General features: G+C 74.3%; 24 protein-coding genes. 12 read left to right on the top strand and 12 right to left on the bottom strand.

The annotated features are described in order from the left end of the window. Positions 1 to 6: 6 nt before the first annotated feature. Positions 7 to 225 carry a hypothetical protein gene (locus AB0D01_RS26200; protein WP_363059334.1) on the top strand — a complete coding sequence of 73 codons (219 nt, stop codon included), beginning with the start codon at positions 7 to 9 and terminating at the stop codon, positions 223 to 225. Beyond that, positions 222 to 1265 (top strand): TerC family protein, encoded by a 1044-nt coding sequence (locus AB0D01_RS26195; RefSeq protein ID WP_363059332.1) that lies wholly within the window; start codon positions 222 to 224, stop codon positions 1263 to 1265. The genes AB0D01_RS26200 and AB0D01_RS26195 overlap by 4 nt, the downstream gene beginning before the upstream one ends. 30 nt (positions 1266 to 1295) lie before the next feature. Here AB0D01_RS26195 and AB0D01_RS26190 read toward each other — a convergent pair whose 3' ends face one another. After that, positions 1296 to 2165 carry an alpha/beta hydrolase gene (locus AB0D01_RS26190; protein WP_363059330.1) on the bottom strand — a complete coding sequence of 290 codons (870 nt, stop codon included), beginning with the start codon at positions 2163 to 2165 and terminating at the stop codon, positions 1296 to 1298. A 207-nt stretch (positions 2166 to 2372) separates the two neighbouring features. Then, positions 2373 to 2768, bottom strand: a complete 396-nt coding sequence (locus AB0D01_RS26185) for a DUF4118 domain-containing protein (protein WP_363059328.1) — start codon at positions 2766 to 2768, stop codon at positions 2373 to 2375. 531 nt (positions 2769 to 3299) lie between these two features. Here AB0D01_RS26185 and AB0D01_RS26180 point away from each other — a divergent pair. Beyond that, a complete protein-coding gene (locus AB0D01_RS26180; protein ID WP_363059326.1) occupies positions 3300 to 6122 on the top strand; it encodes an AAA family ATPase in 2823 nt (940 codons plus the stop codon). A 13-nt stretch (positions 6123 to 6135) separates the two neighbouring features. On the opposite strand, the gene AB0D01_RS26175 is transcribed toward AB0D01_RS26180, so the two are convergent. From AB0D01_RS26175 to AB0D01_RS26160, 4 genes are all read right to left on the bottom strand, one after another. After that, positions 6136 to 8865 (bottom strand): AAA family ATPase, encoded by a 2730-nt coding sequence (locus AB0D01_RS26175; protein ID WP_363059324.1) that lies wholly within the window; start codon positions 8863 to 8865, stop codon positions 6136 to 6138. 137 nt (positions 8866 to 9002) lie between these two features. Beyond that, entirely contained in the window at positions 9003 to 9371 is a 369-nt protein-coding gene (locus tag AB0D01_RS26170; RefSeq protein ID WP_363059322.1) for a peptidase inhibitor family I36 protein, read from the bottom strand. A 106-nt stretch (positions 9372 to 9477) separates the two neighbouring features. After that, entirely contained in the window at positions 9478 to 9915 is a 438-nt protein-coding gene (locus tag AB0D01_RS26165; RefSeq protein WP_363059320.1) for a peptidase inhibitor family I36 protein, read from the bottom strand. Positions 9916 to 10023: 108 nt separating this feature from the next. Next, on the bottom strand, positions 10024 to 10467 hold the full coding sequence (locus AB0D01_RS26160) for a peptidase inhibitor family I36 protein (RefSeq protein WP_363059318.1): 444 nt from the start codon (positions 10465 to 10467) through the stop codon (positions 10024 to 10026). A 146-nt stretch (positions 10468 to 10613) separates the two neighbouring features. Here AB0D01_RS26160 and AB0D01_RS26155 point away from each other — a divergent pair, with 146 nt between their 5' ends. Then, complete coding sequence (locus AB0D01_RS26155; protein WP_363059316.1) at positions 10614 to 11159, top strand: aminoglycoside adenylyltransferase; 546 nt, start codon at positions 10614 to 10616, stop codon at positions 11157 to 11159. Positions 11160 to 11206: 47 nt separating this feature from the next. On the opposite strand, the gene AB0D01_RS26150 is transcribed toward AB0D01_RS26155, so the two are convergent. From AB0D01_RS26150 to AB0D01_RS26135, 4 genes are all read right to left on the bottom strand, one after another. Next, the gene (locus tag AB0D01_RS26150) at positions 11207 to 11887 is read right to left on the bottom strand and encodes a GAP family protein (RefSeq protein WP_363059314.1); all 681 of its coding nucleotides are present in this window, start codon (positions 11885 to 11887) and stop codon (positions 11207 to 11209) included. A gap of 27 nt (positions 11888 to 11914) precedes the next feature. Then, entirely contained in the window at positions 11915 to 13777 is a 1863-nt protein-coding gene (locus tag AB0D01_RS26145) for a glycoside hydrolase family 15 protein (protein ID WP_363059312.1), read from the bottom strand. Between the two features lie 79 nt (positions 13778 to 13856). Then, on the bottom strand, positions 13857 to 14690 hold the full coding sequence (locus AB0D01_RS26140) for a class II glutamine amidotransferase (RefSeq protein ID WP_363059310.1): 834 nt from the start codon (positions 14688 to 14690) through the stop codon (positions 13857 to 13859). A 233-nt stretch (positions 14691 to 14923) separates the two neighbouring features. Further along, positions 14924 to 16129 carry a lipase family protein gene (locus tag AB0D01_RS26135; protein WP_363059308.1) on the bottom strand — a complete coding sequence of 402 codons (1206 nt, stop codon included), beginning with the start codon at positions 16127 to 16129 and terminating at the stop codon, positions 14924 to 14926. A gap of 281 nt (positions 16130 to 16410) precedes the next feature. On the opposite strand from AB0D01_RS26135, the gene AB0D01_RS26130 reads away from it, so the two are divergent. Both AB0D01_RS26130 and AB0D01_RS26125 read left to right on the top strand, forming a co-directional pair. After that, complete coding sequence (locus AB0D01_RS26130) at positions 16411 to 17610, top strand: helix-turn-helix domain-containing protein (protein ID WP_363059306.1); 1200 nt, start codon at positions 16411 to 16413, stop codon at positions 17608 to 17610. A 167-nt stretch (positions 17611 to 17777) separates the two neighbouring features. After that, entirely contained in the window at positions 17778 to 19289 is a 1512-nt protein-coding gene (locus AB0D01_RS26125; RefSeq protein ID WP_363059304.1) for a DHA2 family efflux MFS transporter permease subunit, read from the top strand. Between the two features lie 67 nt (positions 19290 to 19356). Here AB0D01_RS26125 and AB0D01_RS26120 read toward each other — a convergent pair whose 3' ends face one another. Beyond that, complete coding sequence (locus AB0D01_RS26120) at positions 19357 to 20517, bottom strand: AI-2E family transporter (RefSeq protein WP_363059302.1); 1161 nt, start codon at positions 20515 to 20517, stop codon at positions 19357 to 19359. A 450-nt stretch (positions 20518 to 20967) separates the two neighbouring features. Between AB0D01_RS26120 and AB0D01_RS26115 the strand changes: the two genes are divergently transcribed. Then, positions 20968 to 21372 (top strand): PPOX class F420-dependent oxidoreductase, encoded by a 405-nt coding sequence (locus AB0D01_RS26115; RefSeq protein ID WP_363059300.1) that lies wholly within the window; start codon positions 20968 to 20970, stop codon positions 21370 to 21372. 55 nt (positions 21373 to 21427) lie between these two features. Here the strand turns inward: AB0D01_RS26115 and AB0D01_RS26110 are convergent, their stop codons facing one another. Beyond that, positions 21428 to 22009, bottom strand: coding sequence for a hypothetical protein (locus AB0D01_RS26110; protein ID WP_363059298.1), 582 nt, complete (start codon positions 22007 to 22009; stop codon positions 21428 to 21430). 142 nt (positions 22010 to 22151) lie between these two features. On the opposite strand from AB0D01_RS26110, the gene AB0D01_RS26105 reads away from it, so the two are divergent. From AB0D01_RS26105 to AB0D01_RS26085, 5 genes are all read left to right on the top strand, one after another. Beyond that, entirely contained in the window at positions 22152 to 23540 is a 1389-nt protein-coding gene (locus AB0D01_RS26105) for an MBL fold metallo-hydrolase (RefSeq protein ID WP_363059296.1), read from the top strand. 61 nt (positions 23541 to 23601) lie between these two features. Then, positions 23602 to 23961, top strand: coding sequence for a rhodanese-like domain-containing protein (locus AB0D01_RS26100; protein WP_363059294.1), 360 nt, complete (start codon positions 23602 to 23604; stop codon positions 23959 to 23961). Further along, positions 23958 to 24713, top strand: coding sequence for a sulfite exporter TauE/SafE family protein (locus AB0D01_RS26095; protein ID WP_363059292.1), 756 nt, complete (start codon positions 23958 to 23960; stop codon positions 24711 to 24713). Before AB0D01_RS26100 ends, AB0D01_RS26095 begins: the two co-directional genes overlap by 4 nt. Before the next feature lie 95 nt (positions 24714 to 24808). Further along, positions 24809 to 25387 (top strand): rhodanese-like domain-containing protein, encoded by a 579-nt coding sequence (locus tag AB0D01_RS26090; protein WP_363059290.1) that lies wholly within the window; start codon positions 24809 to 24811, stop codon positions 25385 to 25387. A gap of 66 nt (positions 25388 to 25453) precedes the next feature. Next, positions 25454 to 25720, top strand: a complete 267-nt coding sequence (locus AB0D01_RS26085; RefSeq protein WP_030010943.1) for a metal-sensitive transcriptional regulator — start codon at positions 25454 to 25456, stop codon at positions 25718 to 25720. Positions 25721 to 25922 lie beyond the last annotated feature (202 nt).

Below are 25922 nucleotides of genomic sequence, written 5' to 3'. Positions count from 1 at the left end.
CAGTACATGTACGAAGAAAAGCACCCCGCGGCGACTCGACCCGGACACGTCTGCCCGACCTGCAAGCAGCCGCTGCCGGCGACGGTGCGGCGGCACAAGACCATGGGCGTCTACGTCCCCCTCTACGACGACGCGCCCTGCGCGAACCCCTCCTGCCGTGAGAGCGGCCCCGCCGAGCGGCGGGCGAGCGAGCCCGACGCGTCCGGACGGAGCCCGGGCCCGTGACGCTCGACGTCCCGCTCTGGCTGTGGGGGGCGTTCGCCGTGACGGTGGTGGTGTCGCTGGCGGTCGACCTGCTGGCCCACCGCGACGTCCACGTCATCGGCTTCCGGGAGGCCGCGGCCTGGAGCGGCGTGTGGGTGGGCCTCGCCCTGACCTTCGGCCTGGTCGTGTTCCTCGTGCTCGGGGTGACCGCCGGCACGGAGTACACCACGGCCTGGCTGCTGGAGAAGAGCCTGTCCGTCGACAACCTCTTCGTCTTCGCGGTGATCTTCGCCTACTTCAAGGTGCCCCGCGCCTACCAACACCGGGTGCTCTTCTTCGGCGTCATCGGCGCCCTCGTCTTCCGCGGGATCTTCCTCTCCCTCGGCGTCGCCGTCGTGAACCGCTTCACCGCCGTGCTGTTCGTCTTCGCGGCCGTGTTGTTCTACAGCACCTACAAGCTCGTCCGGGACGAACAGGACAGCTTCGACCCCGGCCGCAGCCTCGCCGTACGCCTGCTGCGCAAGGTCGTCCCCGTCCGCGACGAGTACGCCGGAGCCAGGTTCTTCGTCAAGGAGGCCGGCAAGCGGGTGGCGACCCCGCTGCTCGCTGTGGTCGCCGCCATTGAGGCGGCCGACCTGATCTTCGCCGTCGACAGCGTGCCGGCCGTCCTCGCGGTCAGTGACGACGCCTTCATCGTCTACACCAGCAACGCCTTCGCCATCCTCGGACTGCGGGCCCTGTACTTCATGCTCGCGGGACTCCTGGACCGCTTCCACTACCTCAACCGGGGCCTGGCGATCATCCTCGGCTTCATCGGCGTCAAACTCGTCCTCCAGGCGTCCCACAAGCTGATCAGCCCCGCCGTCCCGGAGATCCCCTCCCCGGTCAGCCTGGCCGTCATCGTCGTCGTCCTGGCCGGATCGGTGGTGCTCAGCATCAGGAGGCCGGCTCCCACGGGCGGGGACGAGCCATCGCCCCCACCCGCCGAAGCCGCCACTGCCGAAGCCGCCGCCCCCGAAGCCTCCACCCCCGACCCCCCGGGCCCGCCCGAACGGGGCTGAGGGAGCGGCGGCGGCGGGCACCCGTCGGCGTCAGGCCAGCTCGGCCAACAGGTCGGCGAAGAGCCGCGGACGGCCGAACCAGCCGACGTGGGAGGCGGCCAGGGTGCGCACGTCGAACGGATTGTCCGGGGTCAACGCGTCCGCCGTGCGGATCATGTGGTCCTGGACGGCCGGGGCGATGCCCCGGTCCTCGGAGAGACGGACGTAGGTGTGCGGGACGCGCCCCCACCCGTCGGCCCGCACCAGCGCGGCCGGTTCCCACACCGCGTGGTTCTCGTCCGGATCCAGGCAGTCCAGCAACAGCCGGAACCGGTGGTCCGACGCATCGGCCATGACGGCCGCCTTCAACGCGGCGAACAGCTCCGGATCACCGTGCGCGGCACGCCAGTTCAGCCGGACGACACCGGGGTCGGGCAGGTCCGTCGGCACCACGATCCGGGCCGCCGCGTCGTTCAGCAGGTTGTCGTCGACCACGCCCCACGGCTCGGTGAGCATGGCCGGGTCGCCCAGGCACAGGGCGGAGAGGTGCACCACCCGCCGCAGCAGTTCCGGCGCGGCGTTGGCGACGGCGCTGATCGTCAGACCGCCGAGGCTGTGGCCGACCAGGACCACCGGACGGCGCGCGGCGACCCGGCGCACGATGCCCAGCACGTGCGTGACGTTGTCCCGCAACGTCACACCGCACATCGGGGAGGGCGCGGCGGCCAGGGCCACCGGATCCTGGGGCAGACGGTGGTAGGCGGCGGGGCCGTCGGCGTGTGCCCCGTGGCCGGGCAGGTCGACGGCGTACGAGAGGTGGCCCAGCAGGGCCAGTTCGTTCTGCAACGGTTCCCAGGTCCGGGCATTGCCGGAACCGCCGTGCACGAGCAGGAACAGGGGGCGGCGCGCGTCGGTGCGCATGGTGAGGATCCTCGTCATCCGGAGGCGAACGGTGGACGTGCGGGACCCGGTGCCGACCGCCAGGAGGGCGACACGGGGTCAGACGGCCGACCGGGGGCGCAGGGACTGCCGGTTGTGGATGACGGAACACATGACGCGGACGCTAACAGGCCGGGGCCGCACCGCTCCAACGGTTTTCGCGCCCCGGCGCGCACGACCTTCGCACCGTCACGGCGCCAGTCGGTGGTAGGCGGCGCGCGCGTGGGAGAGACGGGCCGCGGCCGTGCCGGTGGCGGCGGCCGTGAGCAGGCACGCGATGCGGGCGAGGTCGTGCGGGGCGGTCCAGGTGAGCTCACCGATGGGCGGGGCGCCGAAGGCGTTGAGGACGGCCCAGCACAGCAGGGCGGTGCCCGGCGCGGCGGCGAGGCGGGCGCCGGTGCTGGCCGCGGCGACCATCAGCGACAGGACCAGGAGGCCGGCCGTCGTCAGGCTCTGGTGTCCCAGGAGGTTGAAGGCGATCACGACGAGCAGGGCGGCCGCGGCCGCCGACGCCCACACGGAGACGGTCGCGGCGGGGTCGGGGACGGGGCGGCGCCCGGTGTCCAGGGGTTTCCACTCGAGCATCGCAGCCTCCTTCCACGGCGGCTTCCCCGTTGAAGCCCCCGTCATGGTGCACCACCGCACGGCGACCCTGTCCAGCCGTCCTTCTCTGGAGCGGGGATGATTCGGTACGAACGCCATGAGATGCCCCCACCGCTTTCGGCCCGATCCCGCCCGGGACCGCCGCCCGGGGCCGGCGCTCCCACGCCGGAGTCGTGAACGTGTTCCACGGGAGTGACGGCCGGTACCCGGAGATGACCGACAGCGGCACCGAGGTCTTCGCGGACGTGCTGACGCTCGCCGCCTCCGCACTCGCCCGCGACGGCCTCCTGCGTACGCCACCGGGTTCGGCCGCGCCGCCTGTTCTGCACGGCCGGGGCCTGAGGGGGACCGGCCAGGGTGCGGGGCCCGGGTACCGGCCAGGGCACGGGCCCGGGACGACCAGGGTTCGACACCGGCTCGACGGCGCCCGGGCCCGGGGATCGTGAGGGACGGACGCGCGGCCGTCGGAGCCGGCGCACGCCACGGGCGAGACCGGCGGGAGACAGGACGGGCATGGAACCGATCACCACGGCGATGGTGGGCCGCGAGCGCGAACAGGCGGAACTCGCGGCGTTCGTGAGGTCCGACACCGGCCGGGCCCTCGTCCTGCGGGGGGACGCCGGGGTCGGCAGGAGCGCGCTGCTGCGCCACGCCGCCGCGACGGCCGAACGCGAGGGACACCGCGTCCTGCGGGCGACCGGAGTCGAGGAGGAGTCCGCGCTGCCCTACGCCGGGCTGCACCAGCTCCTCCACCCGCTGCTCGCCGACACCGCGCGCCTGGACGAAGCGAGCCGGGCGGCCTTCGACGCCGTGTTCGGCGCGGCACCGGGAGACCAGCCCTCCGTCATGACCCTCGGCATCGCCGTCCTCGGCCTGCTGTCCCTCACCCGCGGCGGGACGCCCCTGCTGGTCCTCGACGACGCCCAGTGGCTCGACGACGCCTCCGCCGACGTCTGCGGCTTCGTCGGTCGGCGCCTGACCGGCGGCCCGGTGAAGCTGCTGGTCGCCGTACGCACCGACACCACGTCACGCTTCGACACCCCCGCACTGCCCGAACTGCCGGTCGCCGCCCTCACCGACGAGGACGCGGCGCACCTGCTGGACCGACGCCACCCGGACCTGGACCGACGGCTGCGCCGCGTCGTCCTCGAACAGGCCCGCGGCAACCCACTGGCCCTGCTGGAGCTGCCCGCCCACCTCGCCCACCTCACCGGCAGGCCGGACGCGCTCGCGGTCGACGACCTCGTCGACCGGCACGGCCTGCCGCTGCCCCGCAGGCTCCAACGCCTCTTCGGCGCCCGCGTCGAGGCCCTCGACGACCGCGTGCGGACCGAGCTGCTGATGGGCGCGCTCGACGGAGCGGGCACCACCGGCGCCGTCCCCACCGCCAGCTACGTCATGCGCGACGCCGACGCGGCCGTGGCCGCCGGGCTGCTCGACGTCGGGGCGGCCGGCGACGACCTCGTCTTCCGCCACCCCCTGGTGCGCTCCACCGTCGTGCAGATGGCCGCGCCGAGCCGGCGCCGCGCCGCCCACCTGGCCCTGGCGCGCTTCCATGCGGGCGACCTCGAACGGCGGGCGACCCACCTGGCCGCGGCCACCGTCGACCCCGACGAGGACATCGCCGCCGCCCTGGAGGCGGCGGCCGACCGCGCGACCCGGCGCGGCGGCGCCCTGGCCGCCGTGAGCCGGCTGACCCGCGCCGCCGAGCTCAGCGAGAGCCGAACCGACCGGTCGCGACGCCTGGCCGAGGCGGCCTTCGTCGCCGGCCACGCCGCCCGCCCCGGCCGGGCGCACCTGCTGGTCCGGGCGGACCCCGCGCCCGGCGCGGACCGGTCGCCGGCCGCGGTGCTGGCGACCGCGTACCAGGCGCTCTACCAGGACGGGGACGTCCGCTCCACCCACCCACAGGTCACCGCCGCGATCGAAGGGCTCCGGGACGGCGCACCGGGGGCCGCGCCCGACGACGCGCGCGACGCACCCGACGGACGCGAGGATCCCGACCGGCGGAACGGACGCGGCGAGGTGCTCGACCGGCTGGTGATTCTCCTCCTGGCCATCAGCCAGTACAGCGGCGACCGCGCCACGTGGGAGAGCACGCACGCCCTCCTCGCCTCCCTGGGCGGCCTCGTCGGCGAACGCGCGCGCATCTACAGCGGCACCTGGAGCGACGTGAACCGCCACGGCGCCCGGTGGGCCGAGCCGGTGCGCCGCGCCGCCGCCCACCTGCCAGACCTGGAGCCCTGGGACGTCACGCGGTTGGGCGTCGCCGCCTACCACCTCGACCTCCTGAACCGCTACCGCCCCCACCTCCAGCGCGTCGTGGAGCGGGAACTGGAGACCGGGGCCCTGGCCACCGGCATGGTGATGCTGCACCAGATCACGCTCGACCGGATGGCGGTCGGCGAGTGGGCCGAGGCCGAGGAGAGCGGCCGGCGCGGACTGGAGCTGGCCGTCGAACACGGCCACCACCTGTTCGCGCACCAGAGCCGCGCGTACCTGGCCCAACTCGCCGCGCTGCGCGGGGAGGTCGACCGCTCCCGGGACCTGCGGGCCGAGGTGGAGGCCTGGGCCCGCCCGCGCGGACTGGGATTCCTCACCCAGGTCGCCGCCTCCGCGGCGGCGACCGCCGCGCTCGGCCGCGGCGACCACGAGGAGGCGTACCGCCACGCCACCGGCATCACCCCGCCGGGCAGCTTCCGACCGTACGCGTACCAGGCGCCGCGCACCCTCCTCGACCTCGTCGAGGCCGCCCTGCACACCGGACGCGCCGCGCAGGCCCGGGCGCACGCCCTGGCCGCCCGGGACGCCGGTCTGCCGGCCGTCTCGCCCCGCCAGGACCTGATCACCCACGGCGCGCTGGCCATGACCGCCGGGGACGATCGGGAGGCCGCCGAGATGTTCGCGCGCGCCGCGTCCCACCCGGACGCGGACCGGTTCCCGTTCGAGTCGGCCCGGATCCGGTTCGCGTACGGACTGCGGGTACGTCGCGTCGAGGGCAGGGCGGCGGCGCGGCGCCACCTGCTGCCGGCGGCCGAGGCGTTCGAGCGTCTCGGCGCGGCCGGCTGGACCGACAGGGCCCGCGCCGCCCTGGGCGGGACCGGGACGCGGCCCCGTGCCTCGACCCCTGCCGCGCCCGCGCTGACCTGGCAGGAACGCCGCATCGCCGACCTGGCCGCGAGCGGCCTGACCAACAAGGAGATCGGCGAGCGGACGCACCTGTCGCCCCGCACCGTCGGCTCGCACCTGTACCGCGCCTTCCCCAAACTGGGCATCACCACCCGGGCGGGGCTGCGCGACGCGCTGAGCCGGACGGAGGAGGTCCACGAGGTCTGAGGAGGGCACGTGGTCAGCGCGCGGGGAGGGCGCCCTCGATCTCGCGACGCGAGGAGACCCCCAGCTTGGTGAAGACCTTGCGCAGGTGCCACTCGACCGTGCGCGGGCTGAGGAACAGCTGCGCCCCGATCTCCGCGTTCGGGTGCCCGGTCGCCGCGAGCCGGGCGATCCGGGCCTCCTGCGGGGTCAGGACCGGTGTGCCGGGCTTCCGTTCGCGGACGGTCTCACCGGTGGCGAGCAGCTCCCGCCGGGCCCGCTCGGCGTACGCCTCCATGCCCATCGCCGACGCCGCCCCGTGCGCGGCGCGCAGTTCGGCACGGGCCTCGGTGCGCCGGCCCCGACGCCGCAGCCATTCGCCGAGCAACAGCCGGGTCCGCGCCTCGAACACGCCGAGCCCGCCCCGGCCGAAGTGGTCGAGGGCCTCGCGGTAGCGGTCCTCGGTTCGCGCCGCACCCGAGGTCAGGGCGTCGGCGACCGCCGACGCGCCGAGGGCCCAGGGCGTACCCGCGCGCGCCCAGTCGGTCAGCCGCTCGCGGGCCCGTGCCGCCACGTCCGGATGCCCGGCCCGCGCCGCGGCCTCGACCAACTCGGCGCAGGTCCAGTGGTGCACGACCATGTCCCGGTACTCCCCGCCCCGCAGCGCCGCCTCCATGGCGCGCGGGTAGTCGCCCAGGCCGTTGTGGAGCACGGCCCGCGCACACGCCGCCATGCCGGTGAGCCGGCCGAGCCCCCGCTCCTCGCCCTCCCGTTCCATGGCCCCGATCCGCTCCAGGGCCGGTCGTTCCCGCCCTCGGTAGGCGCTGAGCAGGGCCGCCGAGACCATGCTCGTGGCCGCGCCCGCCGCCTCCTCGACGGCCGCGGCCTCGTCCAGCAGGTCCCAGGCCTCGTCGAAGCGCCCCGCGAAGCCCAGCGAGGCCGCCCGGTAGGGCAGCGCCGTCGAGAGGATCGACAGCGTCCCCGTCGTCCGGGCGAAGCGGACCGCCCGCCCGGTGATGTCCAGCCACGCCCGCAGGTCGCCCAGCTCCACGGCCGCGTTCGCGGCCGGCCACAGCACGGCCAGGTCCTCCTCGGCGGTGAGGGAGCGCACCGCCCGCGCCAGCAGCGGGAAGGCGGCGACCGGCCCGTCCGAGGTCCACGCCATCAGGGCCCGCAGGAAGACCCCCGCCGTCTCCTCTCCGGGCGGCAGGAGACGGGCCGCCTCCGCGGCCCGCCGCAGTCCGCTCGCGTCGTAGCGGCCGGCCCAGATGGCCGCGCCGAACGCCGCGAGGCAGGTCTCCCGCGCGGCGGCCGGATCGAGGCCCGCCAGCGGGCCCGCCGCGTCGAGCAACGGCTGTACCGCGCCGAGCCCCGGATGGGTCATGGCCGAGGCCTTGGCCCGCAGCCGACCCGCGTGGGCCGACTGCAACGGGTCCAGCGGTCCGAGCTCGGCGGCGGCCAGCAGATCGGGTACCCGGGCCGGTACGGCCGCCGCGAGGTGGGCGCCCGCGGCGGCCAGGGCCCGCCGGGCCCGTTCCCCCGGGTCGGGGGTGAGCGCGGCGGCGCGTTCGAGGAAGGAGGCGGCGGCCGCCCGCCCGCCGCGCGCCAGGGCGCGGTCGGCGGAGCGTTCCAGCGCGGCGGCGACCGGCTCGTGCGGGCCCACGGCGGCGTGTGCCTCGTGCCAGGCCCGACGGTCGGGGTCGCGGTCGGCGTCGGTGGCCTCGGCCAGCGCGCGGTGCGCCGCGCGCAGCGCCGGCGCGTCCGCGCCGCGCCAGACGGCCGAACGCACCAGCGGGTGGCGGAAACGCACCGGCGCCCCGAGGGTGATCAGGCCCGCAGCCTCGGCCGGCGCGGCGGCCTCGATGCCGATGCCGAGCAGGCGCAGCGCGTGCCACAGCACCGGCGCGTCCCCGACCGGTTCCAGCGCCGCGACCAGGAGCAGGGCGCGCGTATCGGCCGGCAACGCGTCGACGCGCCGCCGGAAGCCGTCCTCGACCCGGGTGGTCAGCGGGCCGGCGCCGGGGCCCGCGAAGCCGAAGGCCTGCTCCACCGGCGACAGGACCCGGGGCAACTCCATCAGGGCGAGCGGGTTCCCGCCGGTCTCGGCGATGATCCGGTCCCGCACGCGGGGGTCGACCGGCCCCGGCAGCACGCTGTCGAGCAGCGCCCGGGCGTCGGCGTCGGCCAGCCCGCGCAGGGTGAGGTGCGGCAGCCCGGCGAAGGCCTCCCCGGCCTCCCCCTCCTCGCCGTCGGTGGTCCGCTCGGCGAACACCAACGCCACCGACTCGGCGTCCAACCGGCGCCCGACGAACGCCAGGATCCGCCGGGACATGAGGTCCAGGCACTGGGCGTCGTCGACCAGGCACACCAGCGGGGAATCGGTGGCGGCCTCGGCGAAGAGCCCGAGGACCGCGATCCCGAGCAGCAACATCTCGGGCGGACGCCCCGCGCTCAGACCGAACGCGACGCGCAGGGCGTCCTGTTGCACCGCCGGCAGCCGATCGAGGTGCGACAGCAGCGGGGCGCACAGGCGTTGCAGGGCCGAGTAGGCGAAGTCGGACTCCGCCTCGACGCCGGCCGCGTACACGGTGCGCGCCGGCGCGGCCCGCTCCGCCAGCCGGTCGAGCAGGGCCGACTTGCCGACGCCGGCCTCGCCGCGCACCACCAGCACCCGACTGCGGCCCTCGCGGACGTCGCGCAGCAGCCGCTCCAGTGCCTCCAGTTCCCGGTTCCGTCCGAGCAACCGGCGAGGGGGGTGGTGCGGCATGTGACCTCCGGGACAGGTGCCTCCCGGAGGAGCTGCACCCATCCTACGAAGATCCGCGCCCGCTGACCTGCATGGATTCGGTCAACGCCGGCCGCCGGACGCTCCGCTCCCGCGAAGCGTCCGGCGGTGCGGCCCGCTCAGCAGAACGTGAAGGAGCTGATCCTGTCGTTGATCCACGAGGGGACGGAGAACCACTTCTCCCACGGCCCGATCCTGAACTGCGCGCCGCCGTAGTTGTTGTGCTCGTAGAAGCACACGGCGGCGCCGGTGTTGTTCAGCACGGACGACGTGACGTCCTGCATGCCCGTCCACAGGGCTCCGTCCTTCTTCAACTTCCCCATGTCGGTGACGTTCTGGTCCGAGGCGATCGCACCGAACTTGTGCCCGCTGGAGGGTCTGACGAAGTCGTTGTCGGACCACAGGCACACGTGGTTGGCGGGGCACGCTCCGGCGCCCTGCCCGATGCCCAGGATCACGTTGGCGCTCGCGGACGTCGCCGCGGTCATGAGCAATCCGGTGACGGCGACGGCACACAGTCCGATCCTCGCCCTTTTCCTGCCGGCCATTGCGGTTACCATCCGTTCGGTTCGAGAAGAGGTCAGTGATTGGTGGTCAGCAGCGCTTGAAGGAGCTGATCTTGTCGTTGATCCACGAGGGGACGGAGGGCCAGTGCTCCCGGGGGCCGATCCTGAACTCCATGCCGCCGTAGTTGTTGTGCTCGTAGAAGCAGACGGCGCTGCCCGTGTTGTTCAGCACGGACGAGGTGACGTCCTGCATCCCCTTGTCGCCGGCCGAGTCCCGACCGAGCTTGCCCATGTCGCCGACGTTCTGGTTCGACGCGACGGAGGAGTACTTGTGGTCGTTGGCGAACGACCTCTCGATGAAGTTGCCCTCCGGCCACAGGCAGACGTGGTTGTCGGGGCACGACCCGGCCCCGTGGCCGATGTTGAAGACGTTGGCGGCGCTCGCCGACGAAGCCAGCGTCATGACCAGCGTGGTCGCGGCGGCGGCGCACAGTCCGAGCCTCGTCGTCCTGCTCTTCGCGAACATGGTCCCTCTCTCGCGGATCCGGGCGGATGCGCCGGTCCTGTGGTGTCGGTGGGGTGTGGGTGGGGTGGGTGGGATCCCGCGGTCCGGGGAGGACCGGGCGGGGCCCGCTCAGCAGAACTTGAAGGAGCTGATCCTGTCGTTGATCCACGACGGGACGGAGGCCCACTTCTCCCCGGCCCCGATCCTGAACTCCAGCCCGCCGTAGTTGGTGTGCTCGTAGAAACAGACGCCGCCGCGGGTGTTGTTCACGACCGAGGAGGTGGCGTCCGGCATGCCCTTCCAGCGCCAGTACTTGGAGTCGAAGGCGAACTTGCCCATGTCCGCCTGGTTCTCGTCGGAACCGACGGCGCCGAAGTCGAAGCCGTTCCCGGCGGCGCCCTTGATGAAGTTGTTCTCGCTCCACAGGCACACCCAGTTGGCGGGGCACTTGCCGGACCCGGTCTGGATGTCGGTCAGGATGGCGGCGTTCGCGCTCGTCGTCGTCGCGACGACCACCGTCGTCAGCGTGGCGGCGCCCACCGCGATCCTCGAAACCGTTCTGCGCAGGTCCATCGGGAGACTCCTCTGTCCTCGTGTGCCACGGGTGTCGCTCCGACTGCCCTGTGCGCCGGAGCAAGCCCACTGTGCCGCCGAGGACGCACGCGGGACATCAGTCATTCGACTGCTCCCTCGACCCGCGTCGCGTAGCCTGCCTCGCCGTGGACACAGAACGCGCCGACCGACAACTGCGCCTGATTGCCGAGACCCTGGGCATCGCCGAAGCGCTGGGGGTTCCCCTGTGGCTCCGCGGCGGGTGGGCCATGGACTTCTTCCTCGGCGAGGTCACGCGCGACCACGAGGACGTCGACTGGTTCGCCCGGTCACACGACGCCGAGGCCCTGGCGAAGGCCCTCCCGGACCACGGCTGGCGACCGGTGCCGGGACCGCCGCCCGACCTGCAACTCGACTTCGCCAAGCAAGGGCTCGACAGCAGCTTCACCCTCCTGGACCGGGACGCCGCCGGCCGCGTGGTGGTCGCCGGGGGCCCGTGGGCCGGCGCGCCCTGGCCCGAGGGCATGCTCGATGCCGCCGGGCCCGGCCGCATCGGCGGACTGCGCTGCGCGATCGTCGCTCCGCGGGCCCAGATCGAGATCAAGCGGATGATGCCGGTCTGGGACCCCTCCCGACCCCGACGCGCCAAGGACGCCGAGGACATCGCCCGACTGGAGGCGGCCCTCGGCGCGCAGGGGCACGGTTCGGGCTGAGGGCTGAGGGCTGAGGGCTGAGGTCCGGGGGGCGCGCGGCGGAGGGGTCAGCCGGTCAGTTGGTACAGGCTCCTACCCACGAGCCACAGCCCCAGCAGGAGGCAGACGAGGATGATCGCCGGCTCCTTGTGGCCCTCCAGCCACCCGCGCAGGCGCAGCAGAGAGCGCTGCGCCCGCTCGGGCGAGAACACCATGTACAGCTCCATGGCCAACAGGGTGGAGGTGGCCAGGAAGCAGAAGCCCATGAGGGACAGGAACGAGGCGGCGTGCGAGAGGTCCGCCCGTACGACGGTCGCCGCCGCCGCGCCGACCATCCCCCACGGTTGCAGGAGCACCGCGAGGACCGCCGCCGACCAGGCGCTGATGTCGTCCGTCCGGGAGCGCCGGGGGCGCTTGCGCACGGTGGCCCCCGTGGCGCCGGACTCTGTGGCGGGGGAGGCGTGCCGGCCGCGGCGGCGCCTGTACTCGCCGTAGGCGACCAGGCAGACACCGATGACCAGGGTGGCCGAGAGCGCCGCGACGGACGGCGGTGAGCGGGGCGGCGGTGGCTGCCCGTCGGTGAGGAGCAGGACGACCGCCATCACGGCCACGAGGCACGCCAGCCAGGCGAGGACGAACGCCAGGCCCTTGCGGGCCCCGTGGGGCGAGGAGACGACCAGGACGAAGGCCATGACGGGCAGCGGGAACAGCGTGACCGCCAGGCCGATGAGCAGCAGGTCGAGCACCATGGCGCGCACTCCCTCGAAGGGCAGCCGTCAGGCGGCGCCCGCGGCCCCGTCGAGTTCGGTGTCGAGGGCGAGCGCCGCGGTGATCAGGGCAAGGTGGGTGAAGGCCTGGGGGAAGTTGCCGAGCTGTTCGCCGGTCAGGCCGATCTCCTCGGCGAACAGCCCCACGTGGTTGGCGTACGTGAGCATCTTGTCGAAGGCGTAGCGGGCCTGGTGGCCACGGCCGGCCCGGGCGAGGGCGTACACGTACAGGAACGTGCACAGCGAGAAGGTGCCCTCGGAGCCCCGCAGACCGTCCGGGGAGGCCGCCGGGTCGTAGCGGTGGACGAGGCTGTCGGACACGAGGTCGCACTCCATGGCGTCGAGGGTGGACAGCCAGCGCGGGTCCTTGGGCGCGAGGAAGCCGACCAGGGGCATGAGCAGCAGGGAGGCGTCCAGCACCTCGCTGTCGTACTCCTGGACGAACGCCCGGCGTTCCGCGCTCCAGCCGAGGTCCATCACCTGTTCGAGGATCGCGTTCCGCGCGGCGGTCCAACGGGGGAGGTCGCCGGGCCGGGCGGTGGCCGTGGCCTGGCGGATCCCCCGGTCCAGGGCGACCCAGCACATGAGTCGGCTGTAGGTGAAGTCCTTGCGCCCGCCCCGGGTCTCCCATATGCCCTCGTCGGGGCGGTCCCAGTGCTCGCACAACCAGTCCAGCAGGGCGGCGCAGTGCCGCCAGTCGTCGAAGCCCACCAGGTCGCCGACCTGGCCGACCTGGGAGAGCCCGTAGACGGCCTCCCCGTAGATGTCCATCTGAAGCTGGTCCGCCGCGCCGTTGCCCACGCGCACCGGGGCGGATCCCCGCCACCCCTCCAGGTGGTCGAGCACCTCCTCGTCCAGGTACGGGTCCCCGTCGACCCGGTACATGATCTGCAGGGGTTCGCCGTTCGGGGCCCCGCCGTCCCTCAGCCGCCGGATCAGCCAGTCGCGGAAGGCGTGCGCCTCCTCGGTGAAGCCGAGGTCGCGCATGGCGCGCACGGCGAGGGAGGCGTCACGGATCCAGGTGTAGCGGTAGTCCCAGTTGCGCTCGCCGCCCTCCTGCTCGGGCAGGCCCGCGGTGGCGGCGGCGATGGGCGCGCCGGTCGGGGCGTAGGTCATGAGCTTGAGGGTGATCGCCGAGCGGTTGACCATCTCCTGCCAGCGTCCCCGGTAGGTGCAGCGGGCGATCCAGCCGTGCCAGTACGCGCGCACGGCGTCGAAGGCCCGCAGTACGTCGTCCGCGCTCACGGGCGGTGGGTCCTCGCCGTCCGCGTCGCAGACGGTCAGCACGACGGCCGCGCGTCCGCCCTCGGCCAGGGTGACCTCCGCCCGTACGTCCGTCCCGTCGGCCTCGAAGACGACGGGGCCCAGGGCCTGGAGGTGCGCGGTGACGCCGGGGCCCTCGAAGCGGGCGGAGGTACCGTCGCAGCCGAGTTCGTGCGGCGCCCGGCCGTAGTCGAAGCGCGGCCGGCACTCCAGGAGCAGGCGCGCGGTGCCGCGCACCACCCGCATGACGCGTACCACCACGTGCCGGTCGGTGGCGGTGTGCGGGGAGTCGACGGGCATGAAGTCGATGACCTCGCAGACGCCCTCCGGGGTCAGGGAACGGGTGATGAGCACCGCGGTGTCGGCCAGGTAGAGCTGGCGGGTGACGACGTCGCGGGGGTGCCCGGCCCCGTCCCGATCGGCGCTCGTGGTGTCCGCGGTGATGGCGAACCAGCCGCCGCGGTCGGCGTCGAGCAGGCTCGCGAAGATGCTGGGGGAGTCGAAGCGCGGTGAACAGAACCAGTCGATGACCCCCTCGGACGAGACGAGGGCGCAGGTCTGGAGGTCCCCGATCAGACCGTGCTCGGCGATGGGAGGGTAGGGGCGCATCGGCTCTCCACCGGGAGGTCGGGGAAACCGCCGCCCGGCCGGGCGGCGGCCGAGGGACGTCGCGGTCCCGGGCCGGCCCTCACGGGGCGACCGGCGCGAAGGGGAACAGCTCGTCGGCACCCGACTGCACGACGCCGTAACTGCTCTCCGGTACCTCGTGCCACGCCCCGGGCAGATCACCGAGGGGTTCGGACACGATGAGGCGGGTCTCCTCGCCGATGTCGCGCAGGAACGCCACGTCGGGGTGCAGCCGGCGCAGGGTGTCCACCCGACTGCTGTAGAACAACGACCGGGACGCCCGCGCGCTGGAGTAGCGGAAGGCCCAGACGCGCTCGCCGTCGGTGATCGCGAGCGTCATCTGGAGCGGGAGTTCCACCCCGTGCTCGTGCCCGACGCGCTCCACCACTCCCGCCATCCGGGCCACGGCGGCCGGCGGGTCCGCGTCCAGGCCGAAGGTGAGGGCCAGGTGGAACATGACCTCGGAGTCGGTCGTGCCCTCGATGTGCGGGTACAGCGCCGGGTCGACGAGCAGGGTGAGGTCCCGGCGCATCAGGTGGAAGTCGGCGATGGCGCCGTTGTGCATGAACATCCAGCGGCCGTGCCGGAAGGGGTGGCAGTTCGACTGTTGCACCGCGGTGCCGGTCGAGGCGCGGATGTGGGCGAAGAACAGGTGCGAGCGGACGTGGTCGGCCATCTCCCGCAGGTTGCGGTTGTTCCAGGCCGGGCCGACGTCCCGCAGGAGCGCCGGCGTGGGGTTGTCGTCCGAGTACCAGCCGACGCCGAACCCGTCGCCGTTCGTGGTCTCCACGCCGAGCTTGGAGTGCAGGCTCTGGTCGATCAGGGAGTGGGCGGGCCGGTAGAGGATGGTGTCGAGCAGCAGGGGTGTCCCCGAGTAGGCGAGCCATCGGCACATCTGCGATCACCTGGGTCCTTTGCGCGTCCGGGGAGGGAGGCGCGCCCCCGGCGTGCCCCGCGCACCGCCGCACCCGCCGCTCCGGGCGGGCCGGGGCGGTCCGGGCGGGCGCCTCGTGCGGGCGGGCGCCTCGTTCCGGGCGGGCGGCCCCGTCACCCGTACGGCCCCATCCCATTCTCGGCCGCCCCTCGGGGCCGCGCCACACGGGGCCGCGCCGGGGCGGGCCCCGCGGCTCAACAGTCGTTCTCCACCGGCCGGCCCTCGATGCGGTCCGCCAACCACCCGACGGTCGCCGGGGCGGCGGCGTAGAAGGCGGCGATGTGGGTCGGCACCAGGTACGTGTCCCAGTCGACGGACGCGCCGAGCCCGCACAGGCGGTCCTTGAGCCCGGTGCCCACCCGGTAGGGGATCACGTCGTCCAGGCGCGAGTGGTACAGCCGCACCGGCACCGCCGGGCGTTGCCGCCCGGCCCGCTGCTCGTCGAGCCGGCCGCGCCAGTCAGCCCGCGCGAACGGGTCCTCGGTCGTCAACCTGTCCCAGCGGTGCATCCCGTACTTCGTGGCGATCTCCAGCGTGCAGTCGTCGGCGATGTCGGCCAGCAGCGCGCGGCCGTGGTCGGTGAACAGCTCGTCCAGCGGCAGCTCCGGGTAGGCGTGCCCGAGGCCCACCGCGGCCGTCAGGCCGAAACCGAAGGCCGGGCTGCCGTCCACCCCCCGGGCCACCGCGAGGAGGTCCGCGGCCGGCGCTCCGACCGAGGCGCCGCGCAGCCTCAACTCCGGCGCGTACGAGGGGTGCAGCTCGGCGGCCCAACTCGCCGCCTGGCCGCCCTGCGAGTAGCCGGCGACGACGACCGGCGCGTCGGCGGCGAGCCCCGCCTCGGGCAGCCGCTGGGCGGCGCGCACCGAGTCCAGCACGGCCTGGCCCTCGGCCCGCCCGTTGACGTAGCTGTGGCCGCCGGGGGTGCCGAGCCCCTGGTAGTCCGTGGCGACCACGGCCCAGCCGCGCTCCAGCATGGCCTTGATGACGACGCCCTCGTACTGGGTGCCCTCGGCCAGCGCCCGCGAGGGGGCGCACCGGTCGCCCAGGCCGTGGGTGCCGATGGCGTGCGCGACCACGGGGCGCGGGCCGGGTCCGTCGTACGGTGCCTCGGGGACGAGCACCGTGCCGGAGACGGCGATCGGGCGGCCGTCGACGTCGAGGGAGCCGTAGAGCACCTGCCAGGAGCGGACGCGCTGGTCGAGCAGGCCCGTCGGTTCGACGCGGAACGCGGCGGCGCGGCGCCGGATCACCTCGCCCGGTCGGGCGGTGATCTCGCCGGGCGGGGGTGCGTAGAAGGCGTCGTGGAGGTCACCGTTTTCCACGGCGGCGGCCGGGGTGGTGGTCACGAGGGCGGTCAGCAGTGCGGCGAGCGCGGGTAGGGCGGCGCGCGGGAATCGCATGAGTGTCCCTGGAGATCGGTGGGGGCGCGGAGGGGGTCGCCGGGGCCCGGCGGGGGGGCGGCGGAGGTTCGCCCGGTGTCCGGCAAGGCTCGGCGGGGGTCGGCAAGGGTCGGCAGAGGTCCGGCGGTTTCCTGCGGAGCCGAGAAGCTCCTGCACGATGATCTGCGGGACGGTGCGCGCCCGGTGAGGGAGCGTCGGACAGGATCCGCGGCCGGATCGTGTGATCGACGACAATGACATATGTCGTTCGACAATGTCGGACACGTCGTTAAGATGCGGCCATGCCCGACCACCCCGCCACCCTCCACGCGACGGATCGGCGCATCGGCTTACTGGCCACCGCCCTCAACGGGCGACTGACCGACCTGAGCGAACGCGCCGCCGACCGGATCCTCGCCCCCTCCGGCGCCGCCGCCTACCGCCGGCTGGTTCCCGTCGACGAGCTGCGGGGCTCCTGCCGCGCCCACCTGACCTTCGCCCTGCGCGCCCTCGCCGGTCTCTACAGCCCCGCCCCGGCCACCGCCACCGCACGGCGACGCGCCGGCCAGGGCGTCCCGCTGCCCGCGCTGATCGCCGCCTACCACGCGGGGGGACGGTTGCTCCTGGAGGAGCTGACCGACGAGGCGCGCGGAGCCGGCCCCGACGCGCTCGCCGCCCTGCCCGACGGCGCCGCCCGCCTCCTCGCGCTGATCGAGACGGGCGCCCACGAGATCACCGCCGCCTACCGCAACGCGACGACCGCGGCCGACGAACCCGACGGCCCCCGGGCCCCGGCCCTCACCGAACTCCTCGACGGCACCGCCCGCACCACGGAGGCCCTCTGGCGGGCCGCCGACACCCTGCGCCTGCCCTACGACGGCCCGTTCGTGGTGCTCGTCGCCGACCCGCCGGCCGGACCGGCGCCCGAGCTCGGCAACCGGCTCGCCGCCCACGGCATCGCCTCCGCCTGGAGCCGCACCGCCGGCCTCCTGGCCGGGCTGGTGGCGGTCCGCGACCGCTCCACCCCGGACCGGATGTCGGACGTGCTCCAGCGGTCGGCCGCCCTCCGCTTCGGGGCGAGCCCCGTGTTCACGAGCCTCGCCGACTGCGCCACCGGCCTGCGACTGGCCCGTCTCGCCCTGGCCACCGCCGACCCCGCCGGCCCCCCGGTCGCCACCTTCGACGACGGCCCGCTCGCCGGACTCGTGGCGCACTCCCCGGACGTCGCCGCCCGCATGGCCCGCTCGGTCCTCGGCACGCTCCTCGACCTCCCCGACGGGCAGCGCACCGTACTCATCGGCACGCTCACCGCCTGGTACGCGGCCTCCGGCTCCACCGAAGGGGCCGCACGGGCCCTGCACTGCCACGGCAACACCGTGCGTCAGCGCCTGCGCCGGATCGGTGAGCTCACCGGGCGCACCGTCGCCGATCCCGTCGGCGCGGCCGAACTGTACGCCGCCCTCCAGGCCGTCCGCGCGCTGCCGTACTCCGTCCTGCGCTGACGGCTCGCCCGCGAGCCCTTCCCCGCCGGGCGCGGAGCGGCAAAATGGTTTGAGCCCGGGCGGCGGCACCGACAGGATCGGGGGGATACCGATGAGTTCTTCCCGGCGCCGAGGTCTGTCAGTGTGACCCGCCGAGCGCGGAGGACACTCACACGACGGAAGGCACCATGCCCGCACCACAGGCAACACCCACACCAGCCCCCACCACCTCACCCGCCCGCGTCACCGCCGTGCTGCGGATCCTCGTGCTGTCCACGTTCGTCGTCCTCCTCAACGAGACGATCATGGTCAACGCGATCCCGCGGCTCATGCGCGAGTTCGAGGTCACCGCCGCCGCCGCGGGATGGCTGTCCACGGCCTTCATGCTCACCATGGCCGTGGTCATCCCCGTGACGGGATGGTTCCTCCAGCGCGTGACGACCCGGACCGCCTTCAGCCTGGCCATGGCCCTGTTCCTGGCCGGCACGACCCTGGCGGCCGTCGCGCCCGCCTTCCCCGTGCTGCTGGTCGCCCGCGTCGTCCAGGCCTGCGGCACCGCCGTCATGGTGCCCCTGCTCATGACCACGCTGATGACCCTCGTGCCGCCACAGGACCGCGGCCGCGTCATGGGCAACATCACCCTGGTCATCTCCGTCGCGCCCGCCCTCGGCCCGGCGGTCTCCGGGGTGCTGCTCCAGCTGGGCACATGGCGCCTGCTGTTCCTGGCCGTGCTGCCCATCGCCGCGGCCATGGCCATATTCGGGCGGCGCAAACTGGTCAACGTCGGCGAACCGCAGGCCGCCCCCATCGACTGGCTGTCCGTACCCCTCGCGGCCCTGGGCTTCGGAGCCCTCGTCTACGGCCTGAGCGGCCTCGGCGCCGGCGAGGCGGACCGGGCCCCCGTCCCCCCGGAGATCACGACCCCGGTCGGCGCCCTGCTGGTGGCCCTGTTCGTCTGGCGACAGCTGGCACTGCAGCGCTCGTCCACCCCGCTGCTGGACCTGCGCACCCTGACGTTCCGGCACTTCTCCGTCGCGCTGGGCCTGATGTGCCTGTCCTTCATGGCCCTCATGGGGGCCTTCATCGTGCTGCCGATCTACCTCCAGGAGGTGTGCGGCCTCACCTCGCTCCAGACCGGCCTGCTCCTCATCCCCGGCGGCCTGACCATGGGCCTGCTCGGACCCCAGGTCGGCAAGCTCTACGACCGGATCGGCGCACCGCGCCTGGTCGTGCCGGGAGCCGTCCTGACGGCCCTGTGCCTGGGCCTGTTCGCCCTCACGGGCGAGGAGACCTCCCCGTGGCTGGTGCTCGCGCTCCACGTGGCGCTCAGCGCCGGCATGGCGTTCGTCTTCACCCCGGTCTTCACCTCGGGCCTCGCGGTCCTGCCGCCGCACCTCTACCCGCACGGCTCCGCCATCCTGGGCTCGCTCCAGCAGGTCGCGGCCGCCGCCGGTACCGCCCTGGTCATCAGCGTCATGACGGGACGCGCCGCCACGGCGGCGGCCGACGGGGCGGACGCCACCGCCGCCCTGGCCTCCGGCATCCGGTGGGGGTTCGGCGTCGGGGCCATGCTCGCGGTCCTGGCCGTGCTGGTGGCCCTGCTGGTCCGCACCCCGCCGGTGCCGCAGCAGCCCGCCGCACCGCAGGACCGGGACGACGAGGCCGCCACGGCCGACAAGAGCGCCCACACGTCCACGTGACGTCCCGGCCGCCCGCCGCCCGCCGCTCCCGCACCTCGGCGGGGTCGGCGGGCGGTCCGTCGCCCGGTCAGGACAGGGCCGGTACCGGGGCGAGGTCGTCGGCCGGGCCTTCGGGTCCTTCCGGATCGGCGGGGCCGTCGGCGCCCTCGGCGGTCGGGTCCGGGCTCTCCTCGGTGAGCTGTTCGCGCAGGTAGTTCCAGAACACCGCGATGATCGCGGCCAGCGGGACGGCGAGCAGGCTGCCCACGATCCCGGCCAGGCTGCCGCCCAGCGTCACCGCCAGCAGGACGACGGCCGCGTGCAGCCCGAGTCCACGGCTCTGGATCATGGGCTGGAAGACGTTCCCCTCCAACTGCTGCACCACGACGATGATCGCCAGGACGATCAGCGCGTCCGTCAGGCCGTTGGAGACGAGCGCGATGAGCACCGCGACCAGACCGGCGAACAGCGCGCCCACGATCGGCACGAACGCCGAGACGAAGGTCAGCACCGCCAGGGGGAGCACCAGGGGGACGTCCAGGAACCACAGACCCAGGCCGATGAGCACGGCGTCCAGCAGCCCGACGAAGGCCTGACTGCGCACGAAGGCGCTCAGGGTGTCCCAGCTGCGCTCCGCCACGATCGGGACGTCGACGGCGAACCGTCCGGGCAGCTGGCGGGCGAGCCACGGCACGAACCGGGGGCCGTCCTTCAGGAAGAAGAACATCAGGAACAGGGCGAGGAACGCCGTGACCACGCCGTTGAACACCGTGCCCACACCGGTCGCGACCGCGGTGACCATGCTGCCGACGCTGTCCTGCACCCGGGCCATCGCCTTGTCGAAGGCGCCCGAGATCTCGTCGGCGCCGATGTTCAGCGGCGGCCCGGCGGCCCACTCGCGCAGGCGCTGGATCCCCTCGACCACGCCCCGGGAGAGCTCCCCGGACTGGGAGGCGACCGGCACCGCGATGAGGGCCACGATCCCGGCGACCACCAGCATGAACGAGACCGTGACAACCCCCGCCGCCAGGGCCGGCGGCCAGCCGTGCCGCCGCAGGAAGCGCGTCAGCGGCCACGTCAGCGTCGTGAGCAACAGCCCGACGATCAGCGGCCAGACGACCGACCACATGTGACCGACGATCCACAGGGACACGCCGGCTATCAGCAGGACCAACAACGACTCGGCGGACACGCGGGCCGCTGTGCGCAGCGCGGCGGCGGCCTTCGTGGAACTCAACGTGGCAGACATGGGCCTCACCCTATGGACCGCCGGTCCGCGCCCGGGGCCCGCCCCCACCGTCGGGCCGACGCTTCCGGTCCCGGCGTCGACGTCCCGTCAGGAGGGGCCGGCGGGCCGGGTGTACGAGGCCACCGGGTGGACCGCGGTCAAGGCGCGGGCCGCCCTTCATCCGGACGAGGATTCGGCGACGGGGCCGCGGCCGGCTCGACTACGGTGAAACCGGGCAGGGGGTGGAACCAGTCGGAGATCTCAGGCCCCGGCGGGTGACGGCCCCGAACCGTCACCCGCCCCCGTGGCCCCGGCGACACGGCCGGGGCCACCCGTGCGTCGCGGGTCGTCCGCCTCGCGGGCGGGGTCCGGGCGGGTGCGGCTGGGGCTCCCGGCCGTTTCGGTGCGGCGCGGTGGCCGGTGCGGTGCGGTAGAGATGGGGCGTTACGTCACTGTTCGGAGGGATTCCCCATGTCTGCTCACCTCAGCGAGGGCCTGAAGTCACTGCTGGACACCCCGGTGTTCGTGTCCGTCGCGACGATCCAGCCCGACGGCAGCCCGCAGGTATCCCCGGTCTGGGTCAAGCGGGACGGCGACGACGTGCTGATCTCCACCACCGTGGGACGGCAGAAGGAGAAGAACCTGCGCCGTGACCCCCGGGTGACCGTGCTCCTCCAGCCGTTCGACGCCCCGTACACGTACGCGGAGATCCGCGGCACGGCGGAGATGACGACCGAGGGCGGACAGGAGCTGATCGACGAGCTCTCGGTCAAGTACACGGGCAAGAAGTACGCGGAGTTCAACCCCGCGTCGGACCAGGACAGCCCCCGCGTCGTCGTGCGCATCTCCGCGCGCAAGGTCGTCGGCCGGATCTGAGCCGCGCCGGGTTCGCGCGAGCGGGCGTCCGCCCGCGCCCGCCCGCACCCGACCGTCAGCCGACGATCTGGTCCCCGTCCGGTACGTCCTCCACCGTCACGAGGTCGCGGGGCTGTCCGAGCCCCCGGGCCACGGCGTCGGCGAGTCCCTCGGGGTCGGGGTGCGCGGGGTACGGCGGCTGCTCCCCGTCCCCGTAGGCCTCGATCGCCTTCACGAAGTAGCTCGGGTGCCAGGCGCCCACGGCCCCCATGACCCGCACCTCGCTCACCGGGCGGTCCCCGACGAGCTGCCCCAGCCGGGCGAGGATCTCGTCCGATCGCAGTTCGCCCGGCACGCGGAACAGACTGGCGTGGGCGCCGACGAGGCCGCCTTCCCGCAGCCGTACGGTCACCGTCAGGCAACTGGTGACGCTCGGGTAGGTGAGCACGCCGCCGGGCGCCACCTCCCGTACCTGCCCTTCCGTGACGGTCGCCCTGTCGCCGTTCGCCCTGTCGTGGGCCACCGGGGCGCCGGCCGCGTGCGCCGCCGCACGGTCGGGCCCGCGGTCGGCGGCGGCTGCCGCGGCGGGTGAGGTGAGGGCCGCGCCGCCCACGAGGGCGACGGCGAGGACGGCGATGGCGCGCTTGAGTTCGATCACAACCCCGAATTGTCCGTCATGATCCACGGTCCGGTGCTTCCGGTGCCTCGACCGTGCCTCGAAAAATACCCCCGGGGGTACCCGTGCTAGTCTCGAAAATACCCCCGGGGGTACCCGGGTCGGCGACGAAAGGAACAGCCACGTGTTCTTCATCGACACCATCGAGACCGAAGGCCTGGGAAACCGCAGCTACCTGGCGGGCGGCGCCACCACCGCCGTGGCCGTCGACCCGCCCCGCGACATCGACCGCATCCTCGCGGCGGCGGCCGTACGCGGCGTGCGCATCTCCCACGTGGTGGAGACCCACCTCCACAACGACTACGTCACCGGCGGCCTGGACCTGGCCCGACTGACCGGCGCCGCCTACCTGGTGCCGGCCGCCGCCCGGGTCGCCTTCGCCCGTACACCGGTGGCCGACGGCGACACGGTCGACGTCGACGCCGCGGACGCCCTGACGCTGCGGGCGCTCGCCACCCCCGGCCACACCCCCCACCACACCTCCTACGTCCTGGAGGAGCGCGGCCGGCCCGCGGCGGTCTTCACCGGCGGTTCGCTGCTGATCGGCTCGGTCGGCCGCCCCGACCTGGTCGAACCGCGCCTGACCGAGGCGCTGGCCCGCGCCCAGCACGCCTCCGCCCACCGTCTGGCCGCGGAACTCCCCGACGCGACACCGGTGCTGCCCACCCACGGCTTCGGCAGCTTCTGCTCCTCGTCCCCGGCCGAGGGGGAGGCCACCACCATCGGCAGGGAGAAGGCGGCCAACGAGGCCCTGGTCAAGGACGTCGACTCCTTCGTCGCCGCCCTGTTGGCCGGTCTGGAGGACGTGCCCGCCTACTACGCCCACATGGGCCCGGCCAACGCCGCGGGCCCCGACCCCGTGGACCTGAGCACACCGCCCCTGACCGACGCCGCCGACATCGCCGCGCGGCTGGCCGCCGGGGAATGGGTGGTCGACCTGCGCAACCGGATCGCGTTCGCCCAGGGGCACGTGGCCGGCTCCTTCAACTTCGAGGCGGAGGGGAAGATCGCCACCCACCTCGCCTGGATGATCCCCCGGGGCAAGCCCGTCACCCTCCTCGCCGACTCGCCGGAGCAACTCGCCGCCGCCCGGCGCGAACTGGTCCGCGTCGGCATCGACCACCCCGCCGCGGCGGCCACCGGCACCCCCGCCGACTGGATACCCGACGGCGAGAGCCCGCGCTCCTTCCCCCGCGCCGGCTTCGCCGAGCTCGCCGGGCGGACCTCGCGCGCCCCGCGGTCCACCGACGCCCCGACCGTCGTCCTGGACGTACGCCGGGCCTCCGAGCGCGCCGGGGGCGCGATCGCCGGATCCGTCCACATCCCCCTGCACGAACTGCACCGCCGACTGGCCGACGTGCCCGCCGGAACCGTGTGGGTGCACTGCGCCGGCGGCATGCGCGCCGCGATCGCGGCCTCCCTCCTGGACGCCGCCGGCCGTGACGTCGTCGCCGTCGACGACTCCTTCGAGGCCGCCTCCCGGGCCGGCCTGACCGTGACCACCGGCAGCTGAGCACAGCACTGTCCGCGGCCACCGCGGTCACCCCGACACCGAGACCCCGAAGGAAAGACGCATGTTCCTCTTCCGTCGCGGCACCGCCCGCGTCACCCCCGCCCAGGCCCGACGGCGCACCACCGAAGGCGAAGCGGTCCTCCTCGACGTGCGCGAGCGGTCCGAGTGGGACGCCGGCCACGCCCCCGGCGCCGTCCACCTCCCCCTCTCCCGCCTCCTCGCCGGCGCCGACCTGCCCCCGGCCGCCCGGCGCGGGCCCTTGGTGGTGATCTGTCGGTCCGGGCGCCGCTCCCGACAGGCCACCGAACTGCTCACGGCCCGCGGAGTGGAGGCCGTCGACGTCAAGGGCGGCATGAGCGCCTGGGCGGCGGCCGGACTGCCGGTCCTCGACGCGCGCGGCGACGGCGGCCGGACGGCGTGAGCGCGCTCGTCCTCGCCCTCGCGGCCGGGGCCGTCACCGGCGTGACCCTCGGGGCGCTGGGCGGCGGCGGCAGCGTCCTGGCCGTCCCCGCCCTGATCTACCTGCTCGGCTTCACCCCGGCCGCCGCGACCACCGCCTCCCTGATCATCGTCACCGTCACCTCCGCCGCCGCCCTGCGCCCCCACGCCGCCTCGGGCAACGTCCGGTGGGGGACCGGCGCCCTGTTCGCCGCCGCCGGGATACCGCCCGCGATCGGTGCCGCCACCCTCGCCGCCCGCCTGCCCCCGGCCGTGCTGACCGCCGCGTTCGCGGCCGTGGCCGCCCTCGCCGCCCTCGCGCTGTGGAGGGCCGCGGCCCCCGAGCCCCCCGAACGGCGCCCCGCGCCGGTCCGGCCCGCGAGGGCGGCGGGCGCGGGCGCGGGCCTCGGCGCGGTAACCGGCTTCCTGGGCGTCGGCGGAGGCTTCCTCGCCGTCCCCGCCCTGGTCTCGGTCGTGGGCCTGCGCGTACGGGCCGCCGTCGGCACCAGCCTCCTGGTCATCACCGTCAACTCCCTCGCCGCGCTCACCGCCCGCGCGGGCGCCCCCACCCCCCTGGACTGGGCGGTCATCGCCCCCTTCACCGGCGCGGCCGTCCTGGGGGCCTGGGACGGCAGACGCCTCGCCGCCAGGATCTCCGGCCCCACCCTCCAGCGGGTCTTCGCGACGGTCCTGCTGGCCGTCGCCGCCGTCATGCTCGTCGACGCCCTCCGCTGAACCCCACCCCACACCCCCGCCCGCCCCCACCCCGTACGCACCCCCGGGGCCACCGGGGGCCGGATCGCCCTCCCGCAAGGACGGAACACAGCGCCATGACCCACCACCCCCGTGCCCTCGACGCCCGCCAGGCCCACGGCCGGCTGCCCGACCTGATCGTCCTCGACGTCCGCACCCCCGGCGAGTACGCCGCCGGACACCTCCCCGGGGCCCTGAACATCCCCCTCGACCACCTCACCCGCGCCCTGCCCGACCTTCGCGAGGCCGCCGCCCACGGCGAGATCCTCCTCGTCTGCGCCTCCGGCGCCCGCTCCGAGAGCGCCCGCGAGGCCCTCGCGAGCCACGGCGTCCACACCGTCACCCTCACCGGAGGCACCCGTGCCTGGACCGAAGCCGGCCATCCCCTCGACCACCCCGAGAACCACCCCGACCGGACCGCCTGGAGCATGGAACGTCAGGTCCGCCTCACCGCCGGCTCCGTCGTCCTGACCGGTCTCGCCCTCGGCCGGCTGCGCCCCGCCTTCCGCCTCACCGCCGCAGGCGTCGCCGGCGGACTGGTCTTCTCCGCCCTCACCGACACCTGCGGCATGGCCTCCCTCCTCGCCAAGCTGCCGCACAACCGCCCCCGCCGAGGGGCCCTCGACACCACCCTCGCCGCCCTCCGCGACCGCTGAGCCCCGCCGGGTCGCATACCCCCTGGGGTACCATGGACGGACCGCGGACCATTCCAGGAGGCATCGGTGAAAGTCGACGACGACGCAGTCAACGCAGTCCTCAACCGGCTGCGCCGCGCCCAGGGCCAGCTCGCCGGCGTCATCGCCATGATCGAGGCGGGCCGCGACTGCAAGGACGTCGTCACCCAACTCGCCGCCGTCTCCAAGGCCCTCGACCGCGCCGGCTTCAAGATCGTGGCCAGCGGCATGCGCCAGTGCATGACCAACGCCGACGAGAACCAGGCCCCCATGACCGAGGAAGAACTCGAAAAGCTCTTTCTCGCCCTCGCCTGATCCGCGCACGCCCCTCGGCCCGGCCCCCGCATCCTCGGGGGCCGGGCCGAGGTCGTTCCGACGCCTTCGGGAGGCGGGGGCGTGAGGCCTGTGTGGCCGGCGCGTTCTGTGTGATGACAGAGGCGCGTGTGACGCGTGCTTCGTAGCATGTGCGGTGCTCGAAGTCGGCTCCCCGCCACCGCCGTTCCGGACCGGCGGCGAG

Origin of the sequence: Streptomyces sp. NPDC048606 (assembly GCF_040650855.1) — a bacterium.
Classification (GTDB): domain Bacteria; phylum Actinomycetota; class Actinomycetes; order Streptomycetales; family Streptomycetaceae; genus Streptomyces.
Note: the sequence above shows the minus strand (reverse complement) of the source record. Positions and strands in the feature narration are given on the sequence as shown.

Excerpts from the sequence above, each read along its gene's own strand:
- AB0D01_RS26200 (WP_363059334.1), top strand. The coding sequence starts at position 7 with ATGTACGAAGAAAAGCACCCCGCGGCGACTCGACCCGGACACGTCTGC.
- AB0D01_RS26190 (WP_363059330.1), bottom strand. The coding sequence starts at position 2,165 with ATGCGCACCGACGCGCGCCGCCCCCTGTTCCTGCTCGTGCACGGCGGT.
- AB0D01_RS26185 (WP_363059328.1), bottom strand. The coding sequence starts at position 2,768 with ATGCTCGAGTGGAAACCCCTGGACACCGGGCGCCGCCCCGTCCCCGAC.
- AB0D01_RS26180 (WP_363059326.1), top strand. The coding sequence starts at position 3,300 with ATGGAACCGATCACCACGGCGATGGTGGGCCGCGAGCGCGAACAGGCG.
- AB0D01_RS26175 (WP_363059324.1), bottom strand. The coding sequence starts at position 8,865 with ATGCCGCACCACCCCCCTCGCCGGTTGCTCGGACGGAACCGGGAACTG.
- AB0D01_RS26170 (WP_363059322.1), bottom strand. The coding sequence starts at position 9,371 with ATGACCGCGGCGACGTCCGCGAGCGCCAACGTGATCCTGGGCATCGGG.
- AB0D01_RS26165 (WP_363059320.1), bottom strand. The coding sequence starts at position 9,915 with ATGTTCGCGAAGAGCAGGACGACGAGGCTCGGACTGTGCGCCGCCGCC.
- AB0D01_RS26160 (WP_363059318.1), bottom strand. The coding sequence starts at position 10,467 with ATGGACCTGCGCAGAACGGTTTCGAGGATCGCGGTGGGCGCCGCCACG.
- AB0D01_RS26150 (WP_363059314.1), bottom strand. The coding sequence starts at position 11,887 with ATGGTGCTCGACCTGCTGCTCATCGGCCTGGCGGTCACGCTGTTCCCG.
- AB0D01_RS26145 (WP_363059312.1), bottom strand. The coding sequence starts at position 13,777 with ATGCGCCCCTACCCTCCCATCGCCGAGCACGGTCTGATCGGGGACCTC.
- AB0D01_RS26140 (WP_363059310.1), bottom strand. The coding sequence starts at position 14,690 with ATGTGCCGATGGCTCGCCTACTCGGGGACACCCCTGCTGCTCGACACC.
- AB0D01_RS26135 (WP_363059308.1), bottom strand. The coding sequence starts at position 16,129 with ATGCGATTCCCGCGCGCCGCCCTACCCGCGCTCGCCGCACTGCTGACC.
- AB0D01_RS26130 (WP_363059306.1), top strand. The coding sequence starts at position 16,411 with ATGCCCGACCACCCCGCCACCCTCCACGCGACGGATCGGCGCATCGGC.
- AB0D01_RS26125 (WP_363059304.1), top strand. The coding sequence starts at position 17,778 with ATGCCCGCACCACAGGCAACACCCACACCAGCCCCCACCACCTCACCC.
- AB0D01_RS26120 (WP_363059302.1), bottom strand. The coding sequence starts at position 20,517 with ATGTCTGCCACGTTGAGTTCCACGAAGGCCGCCGCCGCGCTGCGCACA.
- AB0D01_RS26115 (WP_363059300.1), top strand. The coding sequence starts at position 20,968 with ATGTCTGCTCACCTCAGCGAGGGCCTGAAGTCACTGCTGGACACCCCG.
- AB0D01_RS26100 (WP_363059294.1), top strand. The coding sequence starts at position 23,602 with ATGTTCCTCTTCCGTCGCGGCACCGCCCGCGTCACCCCCGCCCAGGCC.
- AB0D01_RS26090 (WP_363059290.1), top strand. The coding sequence starts at position 24,809 with ATGACCCACCACCCCCGTGCCCTCGACGCCCGCCAGGCCCACGGCCGG.